The organism is Nocardia australiensis, assembly GCF_020733705.1.
Lineage (GTDB): Bacteria > Actinomycetota > Actinomycetes > Mycobacteriales > Mycobacteriaceae > Nocardia > Nocardia australiensis.
In genome coordinates this window covers 578632-600105 of sequence record NZ_JAJFZM010000017.1, presented here as the reverse complement: position 1 = coordinate 600105, position 21474 = coordinate 578632, and the positions used below count along the sequence as shown (strand labels likewise).

General features: G+C 64.3%; 17 protein-coding genes. 4 read left to right on the top strand and 13 right to left on the bottom strand.

Translation table 11 applies throughout. The annotated features are described in order from the left end of the window. Nucleotides 1-191 precede the first annotated feature (191 nt). The 8 genes from LKE06_RS31970 to LKE06_RS31935 all read right to left on the bottom strand — a co-directional run bounded on the left by LKE06_RS31970 (nucleotide 192) and on the right by LKE06_RS31935 (nucleotide 9902). Nucleotides 192-3353 carry a coiled-coil domain-containing protein gene (locus tag LKE06_RS31970; protein ID WP_228003169.1) on the bottom strand — a complete coding sequence of 1054 codons (3162 nt, stop codon included), beginning with the start codon at nucleotides 3351-3353 and terminating at the stop codon, nucleotides 192-194. Then, a complete protein-coding gene (locus LKE06_RS31965; RefSeq protein ID WP_228003168.1) occupies nucleotides 3350-3943 on the bottom strand; it encodes a hypothetical protein in 594 nt (197 codons plus the stop codon). The genes LKE06_RS31970 and LKE06_RS31965 overlap by 4 nt, the downstream gene beginning before the upstream one ends. 38 nt (nucleotides 3944-3981) lie before the next feature. After that, entirely contained in the window at nucleotides 3982-4320 is a 339-nt protein-coding gene (locus LKE06_RS31960; RefSeq protein WP_228003167.1) for a hypothetical protein, read from the bottom strand. 359 nt (nucleotides 4321-4679) lie between these two features. Continuing rightward, complete coding sequence (locus LKE06_RS31955; RefSeq protein ID WP_228003166.1) at nucleotides 4680-5969, bottom strand: hypothetical protein; 1290 nt, start codon at nucleotides 5967-5969, stop codon at nucleotides 4680-4682. A gap of 8 nt (nucleotides 5970-5977) precedes the next feature. Then, nucleotides 5978-7378, bottom strand: a complete 1401-nt coding sequence (locus LKE06_RS31950) for a Wadjet anti-phage system protein JetD domain-containing protein (RefSeq protein ID WP_228003165.1) — start codon at nucleotides 7376-7378, stop codon at nucleotides 5978-5980. Nucleotides 7379-8040: 662 nt separating this feature from the next. Beyond that, entirely contained in the window at nucleotides 8041-8583 is a 543-nt protein-coding gene (locus LKE06_RS31945; protein ID WP_228003164.1) for a hypothetical protein, read from the bottom strand. Continuing rightward, on the bottom strand, nucleotides 8580-8906 hold the full coding sequence (locus LKE06_RS31940) for a hypothetical protein (RefSeq protein ID WP_228003163.1): 327 nt from the start codon (nucleotides 8904-8906) through the stop codon (nucleotides 8580-8582). The genes LKE06_RS31945 and LKE06_RS31940 overlap by 4 nt, the downstream gene beginning before the upstream one ends. A gap of 465 nt (nucleotides 8907-9371) precedes the next feature. Then, on the bottom strand, nucleotides 9372-9902 hold the full coding sequence (locus tag LKE06_RS31935; RefSeq protein WP_228003162.1) for a cupin domain-containing protein: 531 nt from the start codon (nucleotides 9900-9902) through the stop codon (nucleotides 9372-9374). A gap of 487 nt (nucleotides 9903-10389) precedes the next feature. Between LKE06_RS31935 and LKE06_RS31930 the strand changes: the two genes are divergently transcribed. Next, nucleotides 10390-10791: an ester cyclase gene (locus LKE06_RS31930; protein WP_228003161.1), complete on the top strand. Its 402-nt coding sequence runs from the start codon at nucleotides 10390-10392 to the stop codon at nucleotides 10789-10791. A gap of 435 nt (nucleotides 10792-11226) precedes the next feature. Here LKE06_RS31930 and LKE06_RS31925 read toward each other — a convergent pair whose 3' ends face one another. The 3 genes from LKE06_RS31925 to LKE06_RS31915 all read right to left on the bottom strand — a co-directional run bounded on the left by LKE06_RS31925 (nucleotide 11227) and on the right by LKE06_RS31915 (nucleotide 12985). Further along, complete coding sequence (locus tag LKE06_RS31925) at nucleotides 11227-11547, bottom strand: NIPSNAP family protein (RefSeq protein ID WP_228003160.1); 321 nt, start codon at nucleotides 11545-11547, stop codon at nucleotides 11227-11229. 113 nt (nucleotides 11548-11660) lie between these two features. After that, nucleotides 11661-12209, bottom strand: coding sequence for a DUF4267 domain-containing protein (locus LKE06_RS31920; RefSeq protein WP_228003159.1), 549 nt, complete (start codon nucleotides 12207-12209; stop codon nucleotides 11661-11663). A 128-nt stretch (nucleotides 12210-12337) separates the two neighbouring features. Then, complete coding sequence (locus LKE06_RS31915) at nucleotides 12338-12985, bottom strand: hemerythrin domain-containing protein (RefSeq protein WP_228003158.1); 648 nt, start codon at nucleotides 12983-12985, stop codon at nucleotides 12338-12340. Between LKE06_RS31915 and LKE06_RS31910 the strand changes: the two genes are divergently transcribed. Next, a complete protein-coding gene (locus LKE06_RS31910; RefSeq protein ID WP_228003157.1) occupies nucleotides 12950-16399 on the top strand; it encodes an ATP-binding protein in 3450 nt (1149 codons plus the stop codon). The genes LKE06_RS31915 and LKE06_RS31910 overlap by 36 nt on opposite strands. A gap of 68 nt (nucleotides 16400-16467) precedes the next feature. Here the strand turns inward: LKE06_RS31910 and LKE06_RS31905 are convergent, their stop codons facing one another. Next, entirely contained in the window at nucleotides 16468-17484 is a 1017-nt protein-coding gene (locus tag LKE06_RS31905; RefSeq protein WP_308188470.1) for an AMP-binding protein, read from the bottom strand. A gap of 293 nt (nucleotides 17485-17777) precedes the next feature. Beyond that, nucleotides 17778-19817: a WD40 repeat domain-containing serine/threonine protein kinase gene (locus LKE06_RS31900; RefSeq protein ID WP_228003156.1), complete on the bottom strand. Its 2040-nt coding sequence runs from the start codon at nucleotides 19815-19817 to the stop codon at nucleotides 17778-17780. Nucleotides 19818-20053: 236 nt separating this feature from the next. Between LKE06_RS31900 and LKE06_RS31895 the strand changes: the two genes are divergently transcribed. Together LKE06_RS31895 and LKE06_RS33430 are read left to right on the top strand one after the other, a co-directional pair. Further along, nucleotides 20054-20806: a Mut7-C RNAse domain-containing protein gene (locus LKE06_RS31895; protein WP_228003155.1), complete on the top strand. Its 753-nt coding sequence runs from the start codon at nucleotides 20054-20056 to the stop codon at nucleotides 20804-20806. Nucleotides 20807-20962: 156 nt separating this feature from the next. Next, nucleotides 20963-21298 (top strand): ester cyclase, encoded by a 336-nt coding sequence (locus LKE06_RS33430; protein WP_228003154.1) that lies wholly within the window; start codon nucleotides 20963-20965, stop codon nucleotides 21296-21298. Nucleotides 21299-21474 lie beyond the last annotated feature (176 nt).

Here is a 21474-nt window from a genome sequence, read left to right as displayed (position 1 = left end):
GACACGCCCAGTTCGAGATTAGTAACTCGATCTAGTTTCCCGACCGTGCTGTGCGATCCGCGCACTGGCCGCTAACCTCCGAAATTCGGCCACGCCGAAGGAGTAGGAACAGGCGCGCTGGTTTCTCAGCGAGCTTGTGGACACCATCTTCTCGCGTATCTGGGCACGCGACGGTCCCCTGAACCTCCTGATCAGCGGGAGTGCCTGCCGACAAGTAGGTGTTCGGCCGACAGTTCAACTCTCTCGCTGTTGTCGTCGAATCCGAACATCCGGGTGGGTAGGTTGAGAGCGTCCGCCTTGGACGGGTAGCAGAAGTAGAGGACCTCGCCGCAATAGGACGCCGCGTCGGGCATCACCGCGTCCTGACATGTACCCAGAACGGTAATTCCGTGGATACGGGCGACTTTGGCGACCGCCGACAAGACGTCGCGGCGATGCTCGTCACCGAGGGAATCGCCGAGTTCGTCCAGGATGAGGACACGCCCGCGAGGATTCGGGCTCGCGAGAAGTGCTGCGAGCACGAGGTGGATGCTAAACAGCTTTTCTTGGGCCGTGTTCGTGGCGTTGTCGTACGGCAGCATCCGCCCGCCCGGCGATCGCTGCCAGGCCGGTGTGACTCTCCATGTCCAGGTATCGCCAGGTCCGATGGGCCGGAATACCTCGCAGTGCAGTGTCGCGCCGTAACCGCCTGCAGATCTGTTGAGTTCGTTCAGCGCGTCGCGGATCGCCATGAGGTTGTCCTCGACACGTTGTTCGAGGCTATCTTGAACGTTCGTGACGCTTTGCTCCATCACCATGAGGTTGTCCTCGATGTAGGCTCGCTCGCGCGAGCGTTCCTGCCGGGCTGTCTCGATCTGTTCCTCGGCGAGTTGATCGCGTTCCACATGCTGGGTGAGCCAACCTTTCAGCGCCGAAGCGAGCACCGTGAAACTAGCTTCGTCGTGGGATGACGGCACGTGATTTCGGTCATCCAACCGATCCCGGTGGCGGACGGCTTCGCCAATGTCGCCTGTAGGTGCCCCTTCACCGGTATCGCGCTGTACTCCGAGGAGATTGAGGATGGCGTTGAGTTCATCATTGGCGCGATTGGCGAGTATTTCTCGAGAGCGGATGACTGCGGGAAGAGCCGGGTTGCGGGGATCGGTGGGGCGCACGAGGCCGCGTTGCACGTCGTAATCTACCGGTTGTTCGGCCCAGTTGAGGATGAGGCGAGCGTCGGACTCGCCTCCAGGAAGTCCTGAACGCCAGTAGGTCAGCGCCGCAGCTTCGAGAGCTTGGTGGGTCGTGGCGTAGTCCTTCTTGGCTGAGGCGAGGTCCTTCTCCATTTGCTGCCGTTCGCTGCGCGCCTGAGAGCGTGCTGCTTCGATACCTTGGACCTGGGCCTTTGCCGCAGTAAGCACTTCCAAGGTCGTCTCCCGCTTGTCAGCCAGCTCTCGGACGGCGACACTAATCTCCGGAAGGGCACCCTTTTCGATCCCCGTGCGCTCGTCATGGCATTGCTGGTATTCGACTGCGGCCTCGGCCGCGTCGAGATCCTCGATGGCCTGTGCTTCCCGCGCCACGGCGAGCTTGTCAGCTTTAATGAATCCAACCAGCTTGCTCTCGGCTTGCGCGAGCCGTGCTTGAAGGGCACGTACCAGTTGCACACGACCGGTGGTGGGGTGTCCGAAGCCACCGAGCACGGTGACGCCGAGCTCGACGTCATGGACTGCATCGACGCCCTCGATCTCGGCTGGCGGGACGCGTGATGCGAGCTCGGCCAGGAACCGTCGTGCGGGTGGTGGCGCCGCTAAAATGCCATCGGGGAACACGTCCGTTGCTTCGCCCGCGATAAGTATTGTCCCTGCATGGCCTGCGAGTGCGGCTAGGGCATCGTCGCGAAGGTGTTGGTCGATGCACACAGCGTCGCGCCATGGATGCAGGCGCGGTTCCCAGACGGCGCGGTGTTCTTCGGCCACCTCGATCGCATCGAGTAGCCCGACGGCCACAATGCCTGAATCGGACAGGGCCGAGATGCTGCGGCCTGCTTCTCCGGTCCGGCCCTCCTCGGCGTGCGCGAGCTCGATCTGAAGGTCGTCCACGACCTGTGTCTTGGTTTGGACGGCTACTGCGCTCTTCGTGCGCTCCACCTTCCGGTTTTCCAGAGCCTGCTTCGCCGCGTCAACATCTGGTGGTGAGCTTCGAGCTCCACGTTCTTCGAGCTTGATCATCTGATCGCGAAGTGTGCTGAGCTTGTTCAGGAGCGTCGTCTCTTGGCGTTTCGCGTCTGAGAGGTCTTGATCGGCCCGGTTAAAGGCTTCTTGGGCGTCTATTGCACGCTCGTGCACCGACGTGTCGTCGGAGAGCTCCTTCTCGCGGGCTTGGCGCTCGCGTAGCTCCTTGCTCAAGGTCTTGACATCAGCTGCAGCCTGCCGAGTCTGGGTATCAAGCATCTCGCGCCGGCCTATTGTGTCGAGAAGACCGCGTGCCAAGTGCTGGCGCCACAGCGTCTCACCGTCGTCGAGCGCGGCGCGGATCTTCTTTCGAGTACGAACGCCTTCGGCGATCGCTTCCTCGGCTGTCCACCTCTGCTCGTGCTGTGCCTTGGTCGATTCGAGTTCTTCGAGCTGCTTGGCGAGTTTGCGGCGCTGATCCTGTTCAAACTCGAGTGCTTCACTGCGTCCTGTGAGGCGGACTAGAGCCACCCCGATGTCTTCAGGACTGAACGCGCCGGTGTCCATCTTCAGCAGCGACGGGCCGCTGCGCTGCTTGCCCCGTGCGGCTACGTAAGCAAGGCAACGGGGGCTGTGACCGTAGAGAGTCTCGACATAGCTGTGTGCGCCGAGGTCGGTCGCAGGCAACGCTTTCCACTTCGCGGGAGCCAAGCGGTGTCGCTCTACATCGTTCTCCGCGTCCACAATTTGTACCCCTGCACAATGGCGGACCTGCACGTACTTCGGGGTGGAGGACAGTTTCATCCACACGGTGTGCGCGGTGGACACTGGATCGTCCGGGTACGCGAAGACACCAATTATGAATCCGGTGTCCGCGGCGGGGTAGCGAGTAGCGGCAACACCCGCTGTGTCGGGTTCGAACAGCAGTTGAGCCACGGCTGCGACCCCGCCACCGGTGACCCGCCACTCGGGGTCGCCAAGCAGGAGTGAGACGGCCGCGTTGAAGCTCGTCTTTCCGGATTCGTTGGAGTCACGCGGGCCGCGCCCCGTGACGGCGACGAATGCGGATGGCACGATGCCGACAGGATGGCTGGTGAGGCGTGCGATGTAGAACGTCTGCACCGCCACGAGTTCCCGATCGCCGATGACACCGAGGGCGCCGTCGGCGATGGGCTGCGGCTGATCGAACAGTGTGGTCATACCCTCTCCTGGTGGTCGTCCCGCTGAGGCCCACTGGTTCGGCGACTGCGGATCGCCTGGGCGTAGAGGCTCTCTGGCGCAGCGAGGAGCAGCAGGTTCTCCCACAGCTGCGCTGATCTCTGCGGAGTAAGGCGCAGGAGCGCGGGACCGGGAAGCAGCATCCCGCGACGACGGTCGACCAGGCCGTGCGTGGACAAGCTACGAACTGATTCCTTGATCTGAGTCTTGGACATGTTTCTGTTCAACGCGAGTTCGTCGACCGATGTACCTTTGACTCCGTCAGTGTTGGCCCATGTCTCTCCAGCCCTGCTGCCACGAGCCCGCGGAATGGCGACCGTGCGTAGAAGGATCAGGACGAGCACGGCTCGGTCTTCCGGTGCGAGGACACCGATGTCCAACTCGACCAGCGCGTTGGCGATATCGTCACGGTAACCGCTTGTCCAGCCGTTGCCGACGCTGATCAGGGTTCGACCGCACTCCTCTAGTCGCGCTCTAACTGTCTTGCGCAGCGCAGGGTCTTCCAGCGCTGGGAACACCCCCGACGGCACTAGGCCGTCAGCGATCTCCAGCGCACCAATCGCTTCACACACAGCGGTTTCGTCTGTTGAGGGGATTCCTTGCACAGCGATCATTCGCCCCACGGGTCGTCATACACAACCTGTCCGAAGTCGTCCTCATTGGTGAAGGTCTCGTCTTCCAAGCGTGTGTCTTGATCGTCCTCGAAGTCGAGTTCCTCGCGTTCGGCATCGTCAAGTTCGGTGTCATGAGGCACGGCCGGTCGCGGTCGCAGCCGGGGAAGCCTGTCGTGGAATCGTCGCATCGCATCGACGAACGGTTCCGGCAACGCGGCGGTCGCAGGCCCCAAGCGCAAGGCGCCCCCGTCCGGAATGACAAGAAGGCTCGGAATCAGCGTCCGGAACAGCGCGGTCTTGACCCACATCGTCGAAACGCCGAGCTCCCCGGACACGTCTACTACTTCCGACCTCCTGAATGGCACGCCGGGATACGGCGCGGCGACGCGATCAGGCCAAGCGAGGCCGAGGCAGCACGCCCAGGTCAACCTCGCTACCGGAGTCAGGTTGCGTACCGGATAGGTATGGCTTTCCTCCGGCGCAGGCGTGGACTGAGGAAGCCACCCGAGGACCCACCCGCGTCCACCTGCGTGTCGGCGGACACTTCCGGTCGTGCAATGCACGAGTGAGCGCCCTGCGGATTCCGCCGTACGCCGCGCGAGGTTGACAGCCCGTGGATCAGCAAGGGCTGCGGGGAGGCCACCAGTCGCGCGGATAGCGGCGAGCAGGACCGCTGGATCTGCTACCAGTGTGTTCACCACGGTTGGCCCTCCTCCTCGGTCATGTGCTCCCGATGTAGTGACACAGGGTGCAGATAGGTAACCGGAGACTCCGCGTCGATCAGTGCCTCCTCACCCAGGCTTACGGTGAACGGCTGGGTTGGGTCCGCCGAGACGCCGAGCAGTTCCACGAGTTCAACGGCAGCTGCCGGCCACCCCATCTCGCGGAGGGTCTCCGTAAGGTCGATCGAGTCGGCATCCCCGAGGTGTGATTCGATCGTCAACCGCCGCTGACGAACCACGCGCTCATGCTGCTGCTGCATCGTCCCGATGGGGTCGGCGTCCATACCTTCCGTGGGTCCAGGTGGTCGCGACGGCTGGCGGCGTCTAGGGCGGAGTTCGTCCAGTGCGTCCACGACCGACCCTGGATCCAGCCACGCGCTCGGCGGATCGACAACGAGCTGTCCCGCGACCTTCGAGAGTTCCTCCAAGGAGGCGTCGAGAGCAGCGGACAGGTACTGCTCAGGTGTGAGGACGCTGAAGTCCAACGACGCCCCACCCTGGTCGAGCACCCGGTCCACAGCGTTGAATACTTGGTGGCGGTAGGTCAGTTCTGCCTTCACTAGCTGGAATGCGAGTTCACCGAGTTGGAAGTCGCGGGCGAACCGGTCAGTGACCAATCTGTTCAGCGCGTGGACATCGTCTTGAACCCTGCGAGGGTCGTGGTTGCGGTGCTCGTCCATGAGTTCATTGATCGATGCTGTCTCGATCAGTCGGGCGAGACTCGCGGTATAGACGCTAAGTAGCTGGCGACACCGCTTGAGGTGTTTGGCCAGCGTAGCCCGGTCGGCCTCGCCGGTCTCGATCAGCCAGCGTGTTTGGTCGAGCAGCAACAGCATCTCCTCAACACCCCCACGCGTGCCGAGCCGCTCGAACACGAGAAGGCCCACCATGCCGGAGGGGTCCAAGACGTACCGCGACTGGTTCTTCTTCGCAAGGAACGGTTTGATCAGGCCCATTCGGATGAAGAGGTCGAACCGCGACTCGAACAAGGCTTGGTCCACGCTGCCACGACAAGCCATCGCACGTTCGACTTCCACTTTCGTCATCCCAATCAATCCGGCGTGATCGGCGAACACCTCGGACAGATCGCGAGCCATTTTCAGCGCGCGCGGATCATCCGTGACAGCCGACATGTCACGAGCGATAGGCGCTACGAACGAACGGAGGTTCTCCAGCAACCTCGCGTCGCTGACCGGAACGACGTGATCAGGGGTCGCCGGTGGCGGCGACGGAAACAGCGGCTGCTCATCGAATTCATCCACGGTCCTGGCTACTCCTGGCGTACTGCCGCGAGTTGACGGGCGAGGATTGGCAGGACGACGTCATGGAGGGGCTGTTGCTCCACGGCCTTGCCAGTCGTTTCGATGTGTTCCGCCACTTCGCGCAGCGAGTGAGGGAGACGGTCCTTCAAGCTCGCGGCAAGACGCCTGTCTTCGTGCTCAGCCTTACATTGCTCCTCGACGTTCGCTCTCTTTCTGGCCGGACCGGACCGCAGCAGCTCCAGGTCCATGGCAATAGGCGTCGCGGGCCTGCCCATTCGTTGGGTCAACATCGTAAAGATCTGCAGCCCGGCCGCGTCGAGGTCCATCCACGCCGCGACCCTCACCGGTGGCAATACGGCAATGAGGTCGATCGTGTTGACAACTGCTTTTCCTTGGCCCCACAGGCACAACCAGGAATCGGTGATTTCACCGATCCCGCACACCTGTTCAAACGTCTCGGCGTTCTCAATCAGCAGGATCCCCGTTGCCGCGAATTCGATCTCCCCGACAAGGCGCACGCCTTCCGACGGCAACCCGATCCACGGCCTGCTTCGGCTCGCGTCTGCGATTGCACTTCCCTGCCGCCAAACCAGCGGACCACGCATCCTGATGGTGATGTCCGACTTCTGTACGGCTCGAGAGAACTCAATACCGACGAGTTGGCTGAAAACGATTGACCGTGCAGCGGACCACTTGGCGTGTGTGTCACCCCACGCGAGGCCAGCAAGTTCGGCCGCACCGGGCGTCCGCTTCATACGCGCCCAGGTGCATGCGGCGCGCAGCGCGGCCTCATAGGTGGCCCAACTCTTGGCGGTAGTCGTCGTGTCAGGTGGCGGGATGAGGGCCGAACCAGCGGATACCGCACGAAGCACCGACCGTTCCGCGACCAGCGGCGGCGGTGCCTCAAGGCCTTCGAGCAGCTCAAGGAGTTCTCTGCGTACCTCGTCGGGGTCACGTTGCGGTCTGAGTTCAGCGAGTTCGTCGTCTGCCTGCTCCACCCACGCACTTGACAGTGTCCAACTCTCTGGGGAACCCAGCGCAAGTCGATCTCGGTCGACCGCGCAGCGCAGCACAACGCCACCAGACCGGACAAGGTCGAGGGCCGCTAGGAAGGCGCGGTCGCCGAAGCGGTTCTGCACCGACGACCACTGCCGTCGCCCCGCAGACAACGTCCACACCAAATCAGCACGCGACAAGCCATCTGGCGGCGCGAAAACCGCTTTACGTTCAGAAGGGACAAGGTCCACCCTTGTCACGTTCACACGGCCGCGCCGGTCCTTCGGCACGCGTGACTCACCATTGCGGCGAACGGGAACTGTTACGGCCTCTACACCGTGGGGTAGACCGCTCAGCGCGATCGGCGTCCGTCCCGAGAGCTCACCTAACAAGGGCTTGTAGTGCTCACGCATGTGGATCACCAACGACGGCGCGAAATGTTCGCGTAGTAGCCCCAGTCGGTTCGCCGAGGACCCGGTCCATTGACCCCCCAATCACTGGTTTAAAGGGTAACTGGTTCGGTACCGGATGGCTACCAGTCGACGACTCACCGCTGGCGCGTCAACTTGATGCGGTCAGCAATGATCTCTAAGCGATGCGTCAGCGCGTAGGACCGTCGGAGGGCGCCGTCGATTATGCGGTGCACGAAGAGCGTTGATAACCAGCGAACCGACAAAGCCGCAGGTCATGCCTTCAATGTCCCTCTGCGTGTGCCTACTGGCTTGATCCGTAGTGTCGGCCCTTCGGCTGTGGGATGGTTCGGATTGATTAGCGTTAGGCCCACCTAGATATACAGGTCAGGCCCTGCGAATCGCCGGGCCTGACCTGTTCTATTCGAACCGACTCCACGTTTACCCCTCGTTTCGCTGAAACGGCGCTGGGGCATTGTGCTAGCCGGTCTCGGTCGTTGCGGTTCCGGTCACTTCGGTGGGGCAACCGTTTGTGGTTCCCGGTTCAGTTTGCGAGATCAGCGTGACGCATATGCGGGACTCAGCATGCCGAGAAAGATGCTGCTGCTTGACATTCAAGATCCTGGGAACGTCTTTCAGTGTTCGTGACACACGTGGATCCAGGCTCAGCCCGTCAAGGCGCGGACCATTCCCACAACTACCTTCGCGGCAGCTTCGGAACTCGCATCATCGCCCTGGTAAAAGACAAGCGAACTTTCCCATCCATCAATTTTTGCGAACAGCTTATATGGCGGGCGTGTGGTCGCCTGATCCTGCAATTCCGGTACAGGCAGAACCATTTGAGCGACAGACACTCCGTCCACATTTATATGTCGAACGGCTGTACTATCGTCGGCCTGTGAGGTTTGTGACTGGCGCTCCTGACGCAGATAGGTGTTTCCGAGGTACCTGCCTCCCTCCTCATCGGACTGATGGTAGAAACATCCATTTCCCGCTTCAATCTTCCTCGACATAGGCATTGACAATAGTAGCCCGATCCTGAGATTGACGGCTCCGGACTGCAGAATGAAAAATGGCTTGGCGAAGTCGCAGAGTTCCTGAAGAGTGTGCTCACTGTAAGGAGTGGTGGGCGTCCCGGCGTTCACAGACAGGCTGCATCCGGACAGCAGAATAACTCCCCCGAAAACGACAGACCGAAAAGCCTTCACCGCGCAGACCATTTCTCAGAGTTAGGAGTGTCTATCGATATCAGATCGATCCCGAGCTGGGGCCACTGATTATTATCGTACGATTTCGGGTGATCGATAACGCTGCTCATCTGATCGACTAGGCCCTTCTCCGCCATCAGCGCTGCACCGAGATTCAAACCCTGATCCACGACCGCCTTGGCTGCGCTCGCCAATGCGTCGATAATATCGCCAGCCTCCCAGAATAGATCAAACGCTAGCTTGCTCAGCGCAGCCGAAAAATCGATGAGAAAATCAGATAGCTGTTTTACCAGGCCGGAGTAAAAGTGATCCATGGTTGCCACGAAATCACCTCACAACAATAGCTCGTCTGCTGGGATTGGCACTTTTTTTGTCATCGAAATCGACACCCCCTGCTTTCGTTTGCCTGTCGTCCTGTGCAGACAGACTTACGGTCAACGGTGCGTTTGTCAAACCCGGTGTGCGGCATGTGTTCTCGGCAACTGACAGGGTGTCCTGCTCGACATGTCGATGTAGCCACCGTCGGACGAGACCAGGCTACGGGCCGCCGGGCTAACTATCGGCGGGCTCAAGGCGGTGTAGTTCGGTGTAGCGGCCGTCTGCGGTGATGTCGTGCCATTGGATTGCGGCGCGGGGCTTGCCGATTTTGTTGACAGTGCCGGCGCGGTGCTCGGCTTCCTTCCCGAACCTGCTGGTGATCCTTACCTCCGGCGCAATTCGGTGGCGGAGGGGTATCGAAATGAGGGAAGTGCCTTCTGAACTGGGATGATCGATGTTGTTCAGTGGGATCAGCGGGCGAAGAATTTCGCCCAGGGGTCGTCGGCTCGTGCGGTCCAGTAGTTGCTGAACAGGAACTGCGCTGCCGCGACATCTTCTGGCGCTAGATCTTCAGTCCTCGGGGGAAGCTCACGCTTCGGTGCCGGTCTCGCGAGCCCCTTGATCACTTGCTCAAATCCGCCCGGTGTATAGCCGTTGAGTACATGAGAGACCTCGCTCGTGACGTTGAAACTGTGCACGGTGCCCCGAGGAATCCACAGAGAGTCGCCATCTTGCCCCGACGACATATCGCCCTCGAGGTCGAAGTCGACAGTGCCATCGAGGACGTAAAACCACTCGTCGACATTGTGCACGTGCTTGGTATGTGCGCCAGAGTCTTTCGGCATCCACTGCTCGGTGACCGAAAACAAACCCCCGGTTTGATGGGCCTCTAGCAGCGGAATCCACAGTATATCGAGCATCCAAAACGCTGGTGCGTCTCTTCTGCCGCTTAAGAGGGCGGGAAGTTGTGCCTCGAAGAACGAGGGTGTGGTAGGGGTCATGGCGGCCTGCCTTCCAAGAGGTGTAGTCAAACCAAATACCGGCGTCTGACGGCCGCAGTTCTGCCCCGACCCGACGTCGTCCGAAGCGAAGGCGTGTCGAAATGGGAAAGTACCTTCTGACCCGCGATGAATGTTGTTCAGGTAAGGATCATCAGCAGTTCGGGAAGACACTTTCGGTGCGATTGTTCCATAGGTTCGACGAGGACTCGGCGAGGTTCGGCGAACGGCCGGATGCCGGAGTTGTTCACCGGTGTGTACGCGCCCTCGACGGTAGGAACACTGTTGCGGGAGTTCACCTTCGGCCACACCAAAACAGCTGGAGTCGGTGCTAAATAGAACGCGCACAGGCGCGGGAATAGCCGAGCGCGAACGAGGGCGCCGACACCGAGGTGACCAGGGTCTGTCTCGAATGGCAGGTGGATGAGCGCTGAAGTACTAAGATGCTTGCGAAGGTAGGAGAGTCGATCACGTGAGGCGGTGAGAACGCATGCGCGACGAACACCGATCCCTGTACCTGTCTTATCTCGAGCGCTGTAATGAGCACGACCTTGATCGAATGGCTTCATTTTATACACCAACCATCAAGGTTAATGACATCCCTATGGATCCAGCCGCCGTTGAGGCGCAATTCTTGCCGCTCTTCACCGCTTTTCCCGACTGGCATTGGGAGATGCGGAACTTCCTCGCAGACGGCGACTATTTAGCGGTGCACTTCACCGTAACCGGCACCCACCGGGGAGATTTCCGTGGAATTGAGGCAACCGGTCGTCGGGTGACTATTTCCGAGTTCACTCTTTATCGCCTCGAAGACGGCAAGTTCGCCGAGGTCTGGGACCATGCCGACATGGACGCGTTGATGAGGCAAATCGGGCAGGGTGAACACAATTGACGTCGGGTCGCGTCGCGGGTCGTGCGGGCTTACCTTGCCGGTATAGACGGTGTCGATCGCCACGCCGCGGTGTGCCTGGTTTCGCAGTCCGGCGGGGATCTGACCCGGCCCGCTACGCGACGAGACCGATGTGCACGGCAAACGCCGCTACCCCGTCGCCCGGATCGCCAAGACCTCCAGCGTCATCCGCGAAACGCTCGACTGCCACCTCGCGCTGGCCATAGCTGGAACGAGTGAGCGCTCATGCCGATTACAGCGCGTTCTCCGATGGCCGCACCCGCTCGATACATCCATCGTTGAGTCGACACTTCCATACCTGTGTCTGCGCATCGCGAAGTGCAAAGCAGCCTCGGAGGCAGCAGGTTTCGCTGGCCTCGGGCGTGCGTCAGAAGTGGTCGACGCCGCGCGGTCGCCGCGCGGCCCACGTCGGCGCGTCTACAGCAGTGGTGATCCGGGGGCTGGGGTGAGTTGGGTGGCGGTCACCTCGATGATGGCGGCTGTGTCGAAACCCTCCATATCGGCGCGCAGTTCGGGACTGGCCAGATACTGCTCGGTGATGACGGCCGGGTCCGCGTCCGCGGGGAACGACAGCAACGCATATAGCCTCGGCACATCGGCGCTGTCGGTCCACAGACCATGTAAGCCGATGCCGAATTTCGGGAAGCTTGTCAGATGCCGGGGATAGTGGATGTCCCGATATTTTTCCAGCGTATCTGCCGTCGATAGGGTGTATACCCTGAGCTGATAGATCCTCATGATCTGGTTCTGTTCCTATTCACGAATGGTTGTGCTGGGCATGACAGCGTGCGGGGTGGATCGTGGCCGATTCTGTTGTGGCAGGGATCGCGCATGCTTTGTGTGACCGGGTTTCAGGCGGTCAGCAGCAGCGTCGCGACCGTCAACACCACGGCTGCGCTGGCGGCGTGAATGCCGTAGGCGGCCGACTTGGGCCCCTTGCTGCGGAGCACGATCGCCGCGTCCCCGATCGGGATGAGGGCGAGGGCGAGCATGAGTCCGCCGAGCAGTGCGGGTGTGCCGGCGGCGAGCAGGATGAATATGCACACCCCGGTGGCCATGTCACGGACGCCCTTGACGTGCAGCCAGGCGTGGAGGACGGGGTCCTGGGAGGGGGTGTGCGGGATACCGAAGTTGACCGCACCCTGCGGTGCCCAGAAGAAACTCGAGCCCATGAGGACGACTGCGATGCCGATGATAGCGGCAAGGGAGCTGCCGATGATTGACTGCATAATGAATTCCTTTGTTCGATCGGCATTTTCAGCCGAGACGGGGCCGCCGTCGACAGCGAGGCAGGCGTCGGTGATATGACCGGCAGCCTCGATCGCGACGATGAAAGTGATGTTCGCGAAGCTGATGTGCGTGAGGATCTCGTCGTCGACGCGCCGGCCCGTCCGGCGCATCTACTCGACCGCGAGACCTTGAAACGCCTGCGGTCCAGGCGATCACGGCGTTGGTGGCCAAAGGTCGGGCACCAACCTGTTCGGTGTTCACCCTGGTCACGCCATGGTCGACCTCGTGCCGGGGAGGGTCAGGGTCGGGCCGCGCGAACGCGACGGATGTGACGGGCGTAGCGGGGGCGGCCGATGACGTGCCAGATGCCGCGCACCGGTGCGGGGAGAACGGAGAGAAGCAGGGCCCGCTCGGCCCGGTTCGCGTCCTCCAGAACGAGGCCGAAGAGCGTGAGCAGGGTGAGCTTGGGGGTGTTGGTCACGAGGTGGTCGCCCAGGGAGGCCCATTCCTTTTCGGTGAGGTGCTCGGCCGCGAGCGGAAGAAGGGTGGCCTCCTCGTCGTCGAGGTGTTCGAGTAGAACTGCCCGGTGGTCGGTGAGGACCGCCACGAGGGTGTCGCGCTCGTCGGCCCCGGCGGTAGCCTCCCAAGCCGGGACCGCAACGTCGAGCCTGGTCACCGTGGCCGCGACGCGGTCGTGCTGGGCCTGCATGCGCAGGACGATGTCCGCCTCCAGATCGACACGGGACAGCAGCGGCGGCCACAGCAGCTCGTCCTCGCCCTCGTGGTGGTTCTTCAGTCCCAGCTGGTAGTCGCGGAAGTGGTCGGCGATCACCTTGGCGCGTGCGGTGTCACCGGGGGTGACCGCCGCGACGAGCTCGATCAGCAGCCTCGTCTCGCGGCGGAAGACGCGGTGGACGATCTCCATGTCCTGGGTGTTGACGCTCATCTGTTCCTGCCTTTCTTTGTTCTGTTCGACGTACCTGAGACTGCGCCCGTGGGTTTGGAAGGCACTTGGAGCCGACTTGGAACGCTGTGGAGCGGCGGCCGCGCGTACGATGCCCTGGTCATGGTCTTGATCCGGGTATTGGGCTCGTTCGCGGCCGAGGTGGGCGGCGAACCCCTTCCCCTCGGCGGACCGCGGCAGCGCGGCGTGCTGGCCCTGCTGGTGGCGGCGCGCGGGCAGGTGGTGAGTGTCGACCGAATGGTCGAGGACCTGTGGCGTGGTGAACCGCCGTCGCGCGCCTTGGCGTCGTTGCAGGCGTACGTGTCCAACCTGCGCCGCCTTCTGGAGCCTGGCCGCCCGCCGCGCACCCCGGCCCGCATGCTGGTGAGCGCGTCGCCCGGCTACGCATTGCGGCTGCCGCCGGGGGCGGTGGACGCGTGGCGCTTCGAGGAACTGCTCGACAAGGCTCGTGCGCTCGCCGATCCCCGTGACGCCCGCGCTCGGCTGGGCGAGGCGCTGGCACTGTGGCGGGGACCCGCGTTCGCCGAGGTCGCTGACGAGCCGTGGGCCGCCCCCGAGACCGCCCGGCTCAACGAGCTGCACTTGGTCGCCCGCGAACTGCACGTCGCGGCGGGACTACGGCTCGGCGACTCCGCGGCGGTGGCACCGGAGGCGGAGGGCCTCACCCGCGACCATCCCCTGCGCGAGCAGGGCTGGCGCATGCACGCCCTCGCGCTGTGGAGCAGCGGCCGCCAGGCCGACGCCCTGGCCACGCTCCGCCGGGCCCGCGCTATCTTCGCCGACGAGCTGGGACTCGACCCCGGTCCGGACCTGATGGCCCTGGAAGAGGCGATCCTCACCCAGCGCACGGACGTCCTGCGCGCAGCCGTCCCACCGTCCCAGGTAGACACACCCCGGCACCGGGCAAGCGCGCCGCCGCCTCCGAACCACAGGCCCCGTGCGACAACATTCGTGGGGCGCGACGGCGAGCTTGCGGCGCTGGTGGCGGCAGCCGGGGAGGCCGCCACCGACGGGGCGCGCGTCGCGCTCGTCACCGGAGAGGCGGGGCTGGGCAAGTCGACGCTGCTCGAGCACCTCGGCGCGCGACTCCGACAGGACGGGTGGCTGGTCGCCGCCGGGCGCTGTCCCGAGGTGGACAGTGCGCCGCCCGCGTGGGCGTGGGTCGAGGCGCTGCGGAATCTGGCCGTGAGCGTTCCTGCGGGAGAGTTCGCGGACGACCTGGCGCCGCTGCTGTCGGACTCCGCACCGGTCGACGGTGACGCGGCGGCCGGGCGGTTCCGGCTGCGGCAGGCGGTGTGGAACTGGCTCGCGGCAGCCGCCGCCGACCGGCCGGTCGCCGTCGTCCTGGACGACCTCCATTGGGCGGACGCCGCCACACTGGAACTGCTCGGCGGCGGCGTCGGCACGCGGGCCCCGATCTTCGTCCTCGCGGCGTACCGCGCGGACGAGAGCGAGCGCCTCACCGAGGCGCTCGGGTCCCTCGCCCGCACCGTGCCCCTGCGGCTGGGCCTGCCCGGACTCAACGACGACGCCGTCGCGGAACTCGTGCGCGCCGAGTGCGAGGCCGACGACACGACTGTGGCCGGGATCGCCGCCCGGACCGGCGGCAACCCGTTCTACGTGCGGGAGAGCGCGCGGCTGCTGAACGGGGAGGGCACGCTGGTCGCGCTCTCGCAGGTCCCCGAGGGCGTGCGGGACGTGCTGCGGCGCCGGCTCGCAAGACTCCCCGAGAGCAGCGTGTCGGTCCTGCGGCTGGCGGCGGTGGCCGGCCGGGAAAGCTCGGTCGACGTGCTCATGCGGGCCGCCGACTCCGACGAGGACGGCGTGCTCGACGCACTGGACGCGGGCGTCATCGCCGGACTGCTCGACGAGCCGGGGCCCGGCCGCGTCCGGTTCGTTCACGCGCTGGTCAGGGACACGCTGATCACCGACATCAGCCGAGTGCGGATCACCCGGATGCACGCCCGGATCGCCGCCGCCCTGGAGGACACCGGCGACGTCGCGGCGCTCGCCCATCACTATGCGCGAGCGGGATCGCCGAAGGCAGTCGGCTATTGCGTGCGGGCCGCCGAGCTGGCCGAGGCGCGCTACGCCCACGACGTGGCGGCGGCGCTCCTCACCGACGCGGTCGCCAACTCCAACGAACCGGACGAGCGCGTCGGCCTGCTCGGCGGACTGCTGCGCGCGCAGATCAGGGCCGGGGCCGTCGCCGCGGCCAGGGACACACGCGAGCAGGCAGTGGAGTACGCCGAGTCGATCGGCCGCGACGACCTGATGATCGCCGCGTTCACCGCCTGGACCGAGCCAACCCCCTGGCAGGCCCGCACCTACGGCACGGTCGACCGTCCCATCGTCGACCGCCTGCGCCGCCTGCTGAAGCGGACCGGCCTCGCCCCCGAGGTGCGGTCCCGCCTCCTCACCGCGTACGCCTACGAGCTGGTGGGCGAAGACGATCCGACGGTCATGGCGGCGGCGCGGGAAGCACTCGACCTCGCCACCGACCCCCGCCTCCGGGCTGCGGCGCTCCTGATCCTGGCCCGCGACCCGGCGAGGGAGGATTATTCCAGCGAGCTGGTGGAAATCGGCGTCGAGCATGACCTGCCCGTCTACCGCGTGAACGGGCTGCTCAACCAGGCCGCGAAAGCTGCCGCAGCCAACGACCCGGCGACCATGCGCCGCGTGACCGAGGAGGCGCTCGACCTCGCCCGCGCCTACCGGATGCCGGAGGCGATCGGCGCCGCCGAGATCGCCCTGGCGACCCTGGTGCTCATCGAGGGCCGGTTCGCCGACGCCGAGCGCCGCTACGTTGAGGCCACCGAACGCATGGAACGCGCCGGATCGGTACACGCAGGTTTCCTCGGCCTCGCGCTGGCGACGATCCGGCTCAACGACGGCACGCTCGGCGACCACCTGGACGACGTGCGCACGCTCCACGAGACACTCGGCCCGATGGTCGCCGACCTGCTCGTGCTCGCCCTCCACGCCGCCGGCCGCGGCGACGAGGCACGCCGTACCCGCATGTCACCTAGCCCGATCCGGCCGGACTTCTTCTTCACCTTTCTCATGAGCCTGCGCGCGATGGCGATCGTCGCGCTGAACGACCGCGACGCTGCCGAGGAGATCTACGCGGACCTGTTCCCCTACCACGACGGTCCCCCGGCAGGCGTGGAGAGCGTCTCGCTGGCCCTGCGTCCGGTCGCGCACACACTCGGCGAACTCGCCTTCTTCCTGGGCCGATATGACCAGGCCGCCGCCCACTTCGCCAGGGCCGCCGTCATCGCCGACCAGTGGAACGCTCCCTACTGGTCCGCCGACGCCCGAGCACACCCCGATCCTGCTCTCCTCCGAGAAGCGGGGGAGACTCAGGTCAGCCGTGATGACGTCGCATTGAACTGATGTTCGGCGCCCGGGAACGACCTATGGCCGCCGTACAACCAGAGCGCTGACACAGACGATCAGTACCGTCACGATTGGGTTCCGTCGGATGCCCACGTGCGCAATTGATTCTTCTGAATCTTTCCGGTCGATGTCTTGGGGAGGTCGCGGAAAACCACTCGTTGCGGCGCTTTGAATCGGGCGATCCGGGTGCGGACGAATTCGATGATCTCGCGCTCGCGCACAGAAGCGCCCGGACGCAGGGTCACAAACGCCACGGGTACCTCACCCCACTTGGGATCCGCCGCGCCTACCACCGCCGCCTCGAGGATGTCGGGGTGATCGGTCAGGGTGTTTTCCACTTCGACTGAGGTGATGTTCTCGCCGCCGGAAATGATGACGTCCTTGATGCGGTCGCGCAGTTCGATATAGCCGTCCGGGTGCATGACGCCCAGATCGCCACTGCGAAACCTTCCGTCGCCCGTTGCCGCAGCCGCGGTGGCCGCGTTGTCGCGGTAGTAGCCGAGCATCACGTCGTTGCCCCGCAAGGTGATCTCGCCCAGCGTGCTTCCGTCCGCGGGCACATCCGCGCCGGTGGAGTCGAGCACTCGAATCGGTTCCGCGATGACGTTGGCAATGCCCTGACGGGCAGTCAACTGTGCTCGTTGATCCGGTGGCAGCTCGTCCCATTCGGGCTGCCATTCCGACACCACAGCAGGCCCGAACGTCTCGGTCAACCCGTACAGGTGGCGGATGTCGATTCCCAAGTCGTGCATCCGCGCCAGCAGCGCCGGCCATGGCGGCGCCCCTCCGGCGAACACCCGCACCCGCTGGAGGGGTTTTCTGGTGGAGGTACGCACGTCGGCCATCATCGACAGCACCGTGGGTGCGGCACAGAAATGCGTGACGCCGTCGATATCGACGGCATTCCAGATCGCGTCGGCGCTCACCTTCCGGAGGCACTGGTGGACGCCGCCTGCGGCGGTCACCGCCCAGGGGAAGCACCATCCGTTGGTGTGGAACATCGGCAGCGTCCACAGGTATCGCGACGACGTGTCCAGTCGAGCGTGATACGCCATCGCGAGTGCCTGTCTTGTAATGAACACGCGCTCGATATCTTTATCGGGTTGTTCGGAGGGCTCGGCATTGAACGCTTCGTGAGTCTTCCACTTCCGTCTCCCATCGCGCCCGACAATCTAGCGTTCGAATGGTGGGCCAACTGCATCACGGACTGGCGAACCGGTCAAACAGTTGCCCCGGTGCGAGCACCTAGGAACACAAACATGGGCAACTGGGTAGGCAGATCGGACCATTCAGGTTCGGCTGACGTCGTCATGCCCGGCCTGCCACTCCAGTAACGCGGCAACGACTCTTGCTTGCACAGCAGCGATGCACTCACCTACGCGGGCTCGGTCATTGTCCACATCCGCACGAAATCCTCCTCGCCGGCGCTGGCGAGGAAGTTGCCGTCGGGGCTGAACGCCACCGAATACACCGCTTGGCCCTGGCTGACGAGCGGCTGTCCGATCTGTTGATGAGTATGGGCATCCCACACCCGTACTGTCTTGTCCCCACCGCCGGTGGCGAGCATGGTGCCGTCGGGGCTGATTGCCACCACATGCGCCCTGTTGGCGTGGCCGAGGAAGGGTTGCCCGATCTGCTGGTGGGTGTGGGTATCCCACAGTCGCACTGTGTTGTCGTAGCTCGCGGTGGCGAGCCGGGTGCCATCACGACTGAATGCCAACGAAACCACCGCATCGGTGTGGCCTTTGAGGGGTTGCCCGATCTGTTCGCGGGTGCGGGGATCCCAGAATCGCACTGTGCTGTCAATGTCGGCTGCGGCGAGGAAGGTGCCGTCGGGGCTGAACACCATTGAGGTCGCCGCATAGGTGGCGGCGGTGGCGAGGGATTCCCCGATCTGTTCACGGGTGCCGACGTTCCAGAGCCGCGTTGCCTTGTCGTCGCCGACGGTGGCGACGTAGGTGTCGTCTGGGCTGAACGCCACGCAATTCACCCCTCCGCTGGGATCGGTGAGGTGTTGCCCGACCTGTTGTTGGGTGCGGGGATCCCAGAACCGCACCGTGCTGTCCCCGCTTGCGGTGGCGAGCAGGGTGCCGTCGTGGTTGAACGTCGCCGAGAAAACCACGCTGGTGTGGCCGTCGAGGGGCTGTCCCATCGGTTCGTAAGTGCGGGCATCCCATAGCAGCGCGATCTTGTCGTAGGTGGCGGCGGCCAGCATGCTGCTGTCGGGACTGAACACCACCCTGTACACGGCGGTCTCGAGGTGGAGGGGTAAGGAGTCTATCGGCCTGGGCACCTTCAGTTTCGGCGGCTCGTTCGGGGGCTCTTGTGACGAGGATTCACGTGCGGTGAGGGTGATTCCCGCGACAGTGGCAGTGGTCAGCGGGACGACGAGCCCGGCGGCGGTCAGCAGTCGCCGCCGGGTGATCCGTGGCCCGGGCACGGGTACCGGTGGTGCGGACGCTTGGGCCTTGATATCGGCGGAATCCCGCGTGACGGACGTGACGGAGGGGTCCGGCGGGTGAACGGGGAGCTTCGGCGTTGCGGGGGACGGCCTGGAAGGCGGTGTGGTGTGGGCAATCTGGGCTGTGCTCGCGGTTCGGGCGGCTTCGGCGAGGGCGGCGCAGGTGGGGTAGCGGTCGGCGGGGTTCTTGGCCATCGCGGTCGCGATCACGGCGTCGAGTTCCACCGGCAGATCGGTCCGGGACCGGCTGGGTGCGGGCGGTGGTTCGCTGAGGTGGGCGCCGATGACGGCGGCCTGGTCGGCGCGGGGGAACGGTGGCCGGCCGGCGAGGAGGTGGAAGAGGGTGGCGCCGAGTGAATAGATGTCGGCGCTCGGGTCGGCGGGAGCCTGGGCGAAGCGTTCGGGGGCGGCGTAGGCGAAGCTGGCCGAGATCGCCGACAGGGTGACCGTGCTGTCCAAGGTGCGGGCGATCCCGAAATCGGTGAGCAGGGCGCGCTGGCCGTGCCTGGCGTCGGCCTCGATCAGCAGGTTCGCCGGTTTGACGTCACGGTGCAGCACGCCCTGGGCGTGGGCGTAGTCCAGTGCGGCCGCCGCGTCGGTTATCAATTCCGCCGCCAGCCGAGGTGCGAGCCCGTCCGGGTGCGCGGCCACAAAGGAGGCGGCGTCTCCACCGCGAATGCGGCGCATGGCCAGCCACAGCACGGGATCGCCGGGTGCGCTGCGGTCGTGGACGGTGACGATGTTCGGGTGGTCCAGACGGGCGGCCAGCTCGGCTTCGCGGTCGAATGCCGCATGTGCGCGCCGGTCGGTGGCCAGGTTGTCGTTGAGGACCTTCAACGCGACCAGTCGATCCATGCGCGGGTGCCGTGCCGCGTAGACCACACCCATCCCACCGGCGCCGAGGACCTCCTCGATCATGAAGCCCGCGAACACATCTCCCGTGGCCAGAACCACCAGCGATCCCCTCCGTCGAAATCCCACGCCCGCCTGATCATCCGTGGGTCAGCCAGAAACTGACACACAACGATCGCGCGCGCACGCCAAAAGGCATGCCTGGGGTTCCCGCCCCGCTGCTAATCGTACAGGGCGCCAACGGCATTGGGCTTCCGCACGGAGACGTGATACTGCGCGAGATTGCTCAACTAGGCTTGTCCTGGACGGGCTGGGTGCTCCCGCCGGACAATGGTCGTATGACGGCCGGTGTCGAACTGCGTGTGTATGCCGAGCTGAACGACTTTTTGCCCCCGGGTGTGCGGTACGCGGTGCAGCGGCGGCCGGTCCGGCCGCATCAGACCGTGAAGGACGTCGTCGAGGCCGCCGGTATTCCGCACACCGAGGTCGACCTGATGCTGGTAAACGGTGAGTCCGTCGACTTCGGCCGCCATCTGCAGCCGGGCGATCGGGTTGTCGTCTACCCGATGTTCGAGACGCTTGATATCGGGCCGCTGACCCGGGTGCGTCCCCGCCCGCTGCGCGATCCGCGTTTCATCGTCGATGTCAACCTCGGCGGGCTCGCACGGCTGATGCGGCTGATGGGACTCGACGTCCGCGGCGACTGGGAAGCCGACGACGCAGCACTGGCGAAGACAGCCGCGGCCGAGCATCGGATCCTGCTCACCCGCGACCACGGACTTCTCAAGCGCCGCACCGTGACCCACGGTGTATTCGTCCGGTCGGACCATCCGCTCGAGCAGATGGTGGAGGTCGTCCGCCGGCTCGACCTGGCGGATCGGCTGGTGCCGTTCAGTCGCTGCCTGCGCTGTGGCGGCGTTGTCACCGATGTGGCCAAGCAGGACATCATCGATCGGCTCGAACCACTCACCCGCTGCTACTACGACACCTTCCGGCAGTGCTCGGATTGCGGCCGAATCTATTGGGAGGGTTCACATCAGCAACGTCTCGACGCCCTGGTCGCCCAGATCCGCGCGGCCATCTCGTCGTGATATGGCGACGGCGCTCGGGTAGGTCTGTGCTCGTAGTTCTGTTGTGTTGCGTTAGATCTTTCTGTGTCCGAGCTGGGTTCGTTGATGTCGTAGATCCGAAGCCAGTTCGCACAACGGTTCCCCAGCACATGAGCACGACCTTGATCGAATATCCCTATGGATCCAGCCGCCGTTGAGGCGCAATTCTTGCCGCTCTTCACCGCTTTTCCCGACTGGCATTGGGAGATGCGGAACTTCCTCGCAGACGGCGACTATTTAGCGGTGCACTTCACCGTAACCGGCACCCACCGGGGAGATTTCCGTGGAATTGAGGCAACCGGTCGTCGTCACGCCTGCGGCACAACGGATGTCGCGGGACTGATGCGCGCATCACGGCCGCCTCACTACTTTCACCTCCGGCACCAACACGATCTGGTCCGTCACGCACCTGTCCGACAGCGGTCACACCGTGTTCGGCGACGCCGCCGGAACCGTCACCGTCGCGGAGGCTGACGAACCCGACTGGCGGGCCAACGGATCACACGGCGTAGTACAGATACGCACCCAAGCAACTACATGAGTCGCCTCCGGGGTGGGCACCTTCCCGGCTCCAAGTGCACGGGACTCGCTATCTCGGCCACAGCGCGACTTTGGCGGCGATGTGCGTGCGACAACACGACCAAGATGTT

Excerpts from the sequence above, each read along its gene's own strand:
- LKE06_RS31950 (WP_228003165.1), bottom strand. The coding sequence starts at position 7,378 with ATGCGTGAGCACTACAAGCCCTTGTTAGGTGAGCTCTCGGGACGGACG.
- LKE06_RS33430 (WP_228003154.1), top strand. The coding sequence starts at position 20,963 with ATGGATCCAGCCGCCGTTGAGGCGCAATTCTTGCCGCTCTTCACCGCT.
- LKE06_RS31915 (WP_228003158.1), bottom strand. The coding sequence starts at position 12,985 with ATGAGCGTCAACACCCAGGACATGGAGATCGTCCACCGCGTCTTCCGC.
- LKE06_RS31930 (WP_228003161.1), top strand. The coding sequence starts at position 10,390 with ATGCGCGACGAACACCGATCCCTGTACCTGTCTTATCTCGAGCGCTGT.
- LKE06_RS31935 (WP_228003162.1), bottom strand. The coding sequence starts at position 9,902 with ATGACCCCTACCACACCCTCGTTCTTCGAGGCACAACTTCCCGCCCTC.
- LKE06_RS31925 (WP_228003160.1), bottom strand. The coding sequence starts at position 11,547 with ATGAGGATCTATCAGCTCAGGGTATACACCCTATCGACGGCAGATACG.
- LKE06_RS31895 (WP_228003155.1), top strand. The coding sequence starts at position 20,054 with ATGACGGCCGGTGTCGAACTGCGTGTGTATGCCGAGCTGAACGACTTT.
- LKE06_RS31970 (WP_228003169.1), bottom strand. The coding sequence starts at position 3,353 with ATGACCACACTGTTCGATCAGCCGCAGCCCATCGCCGACGGCGCCCTC.
- LKE06_RS31920 (WP_228003159.1), bottom strand. The coding sequence starts at position 12,209 with ATGCGCCGGACGGGCCGGCGCGTCGACGACGAGATCCTCACGCACATC.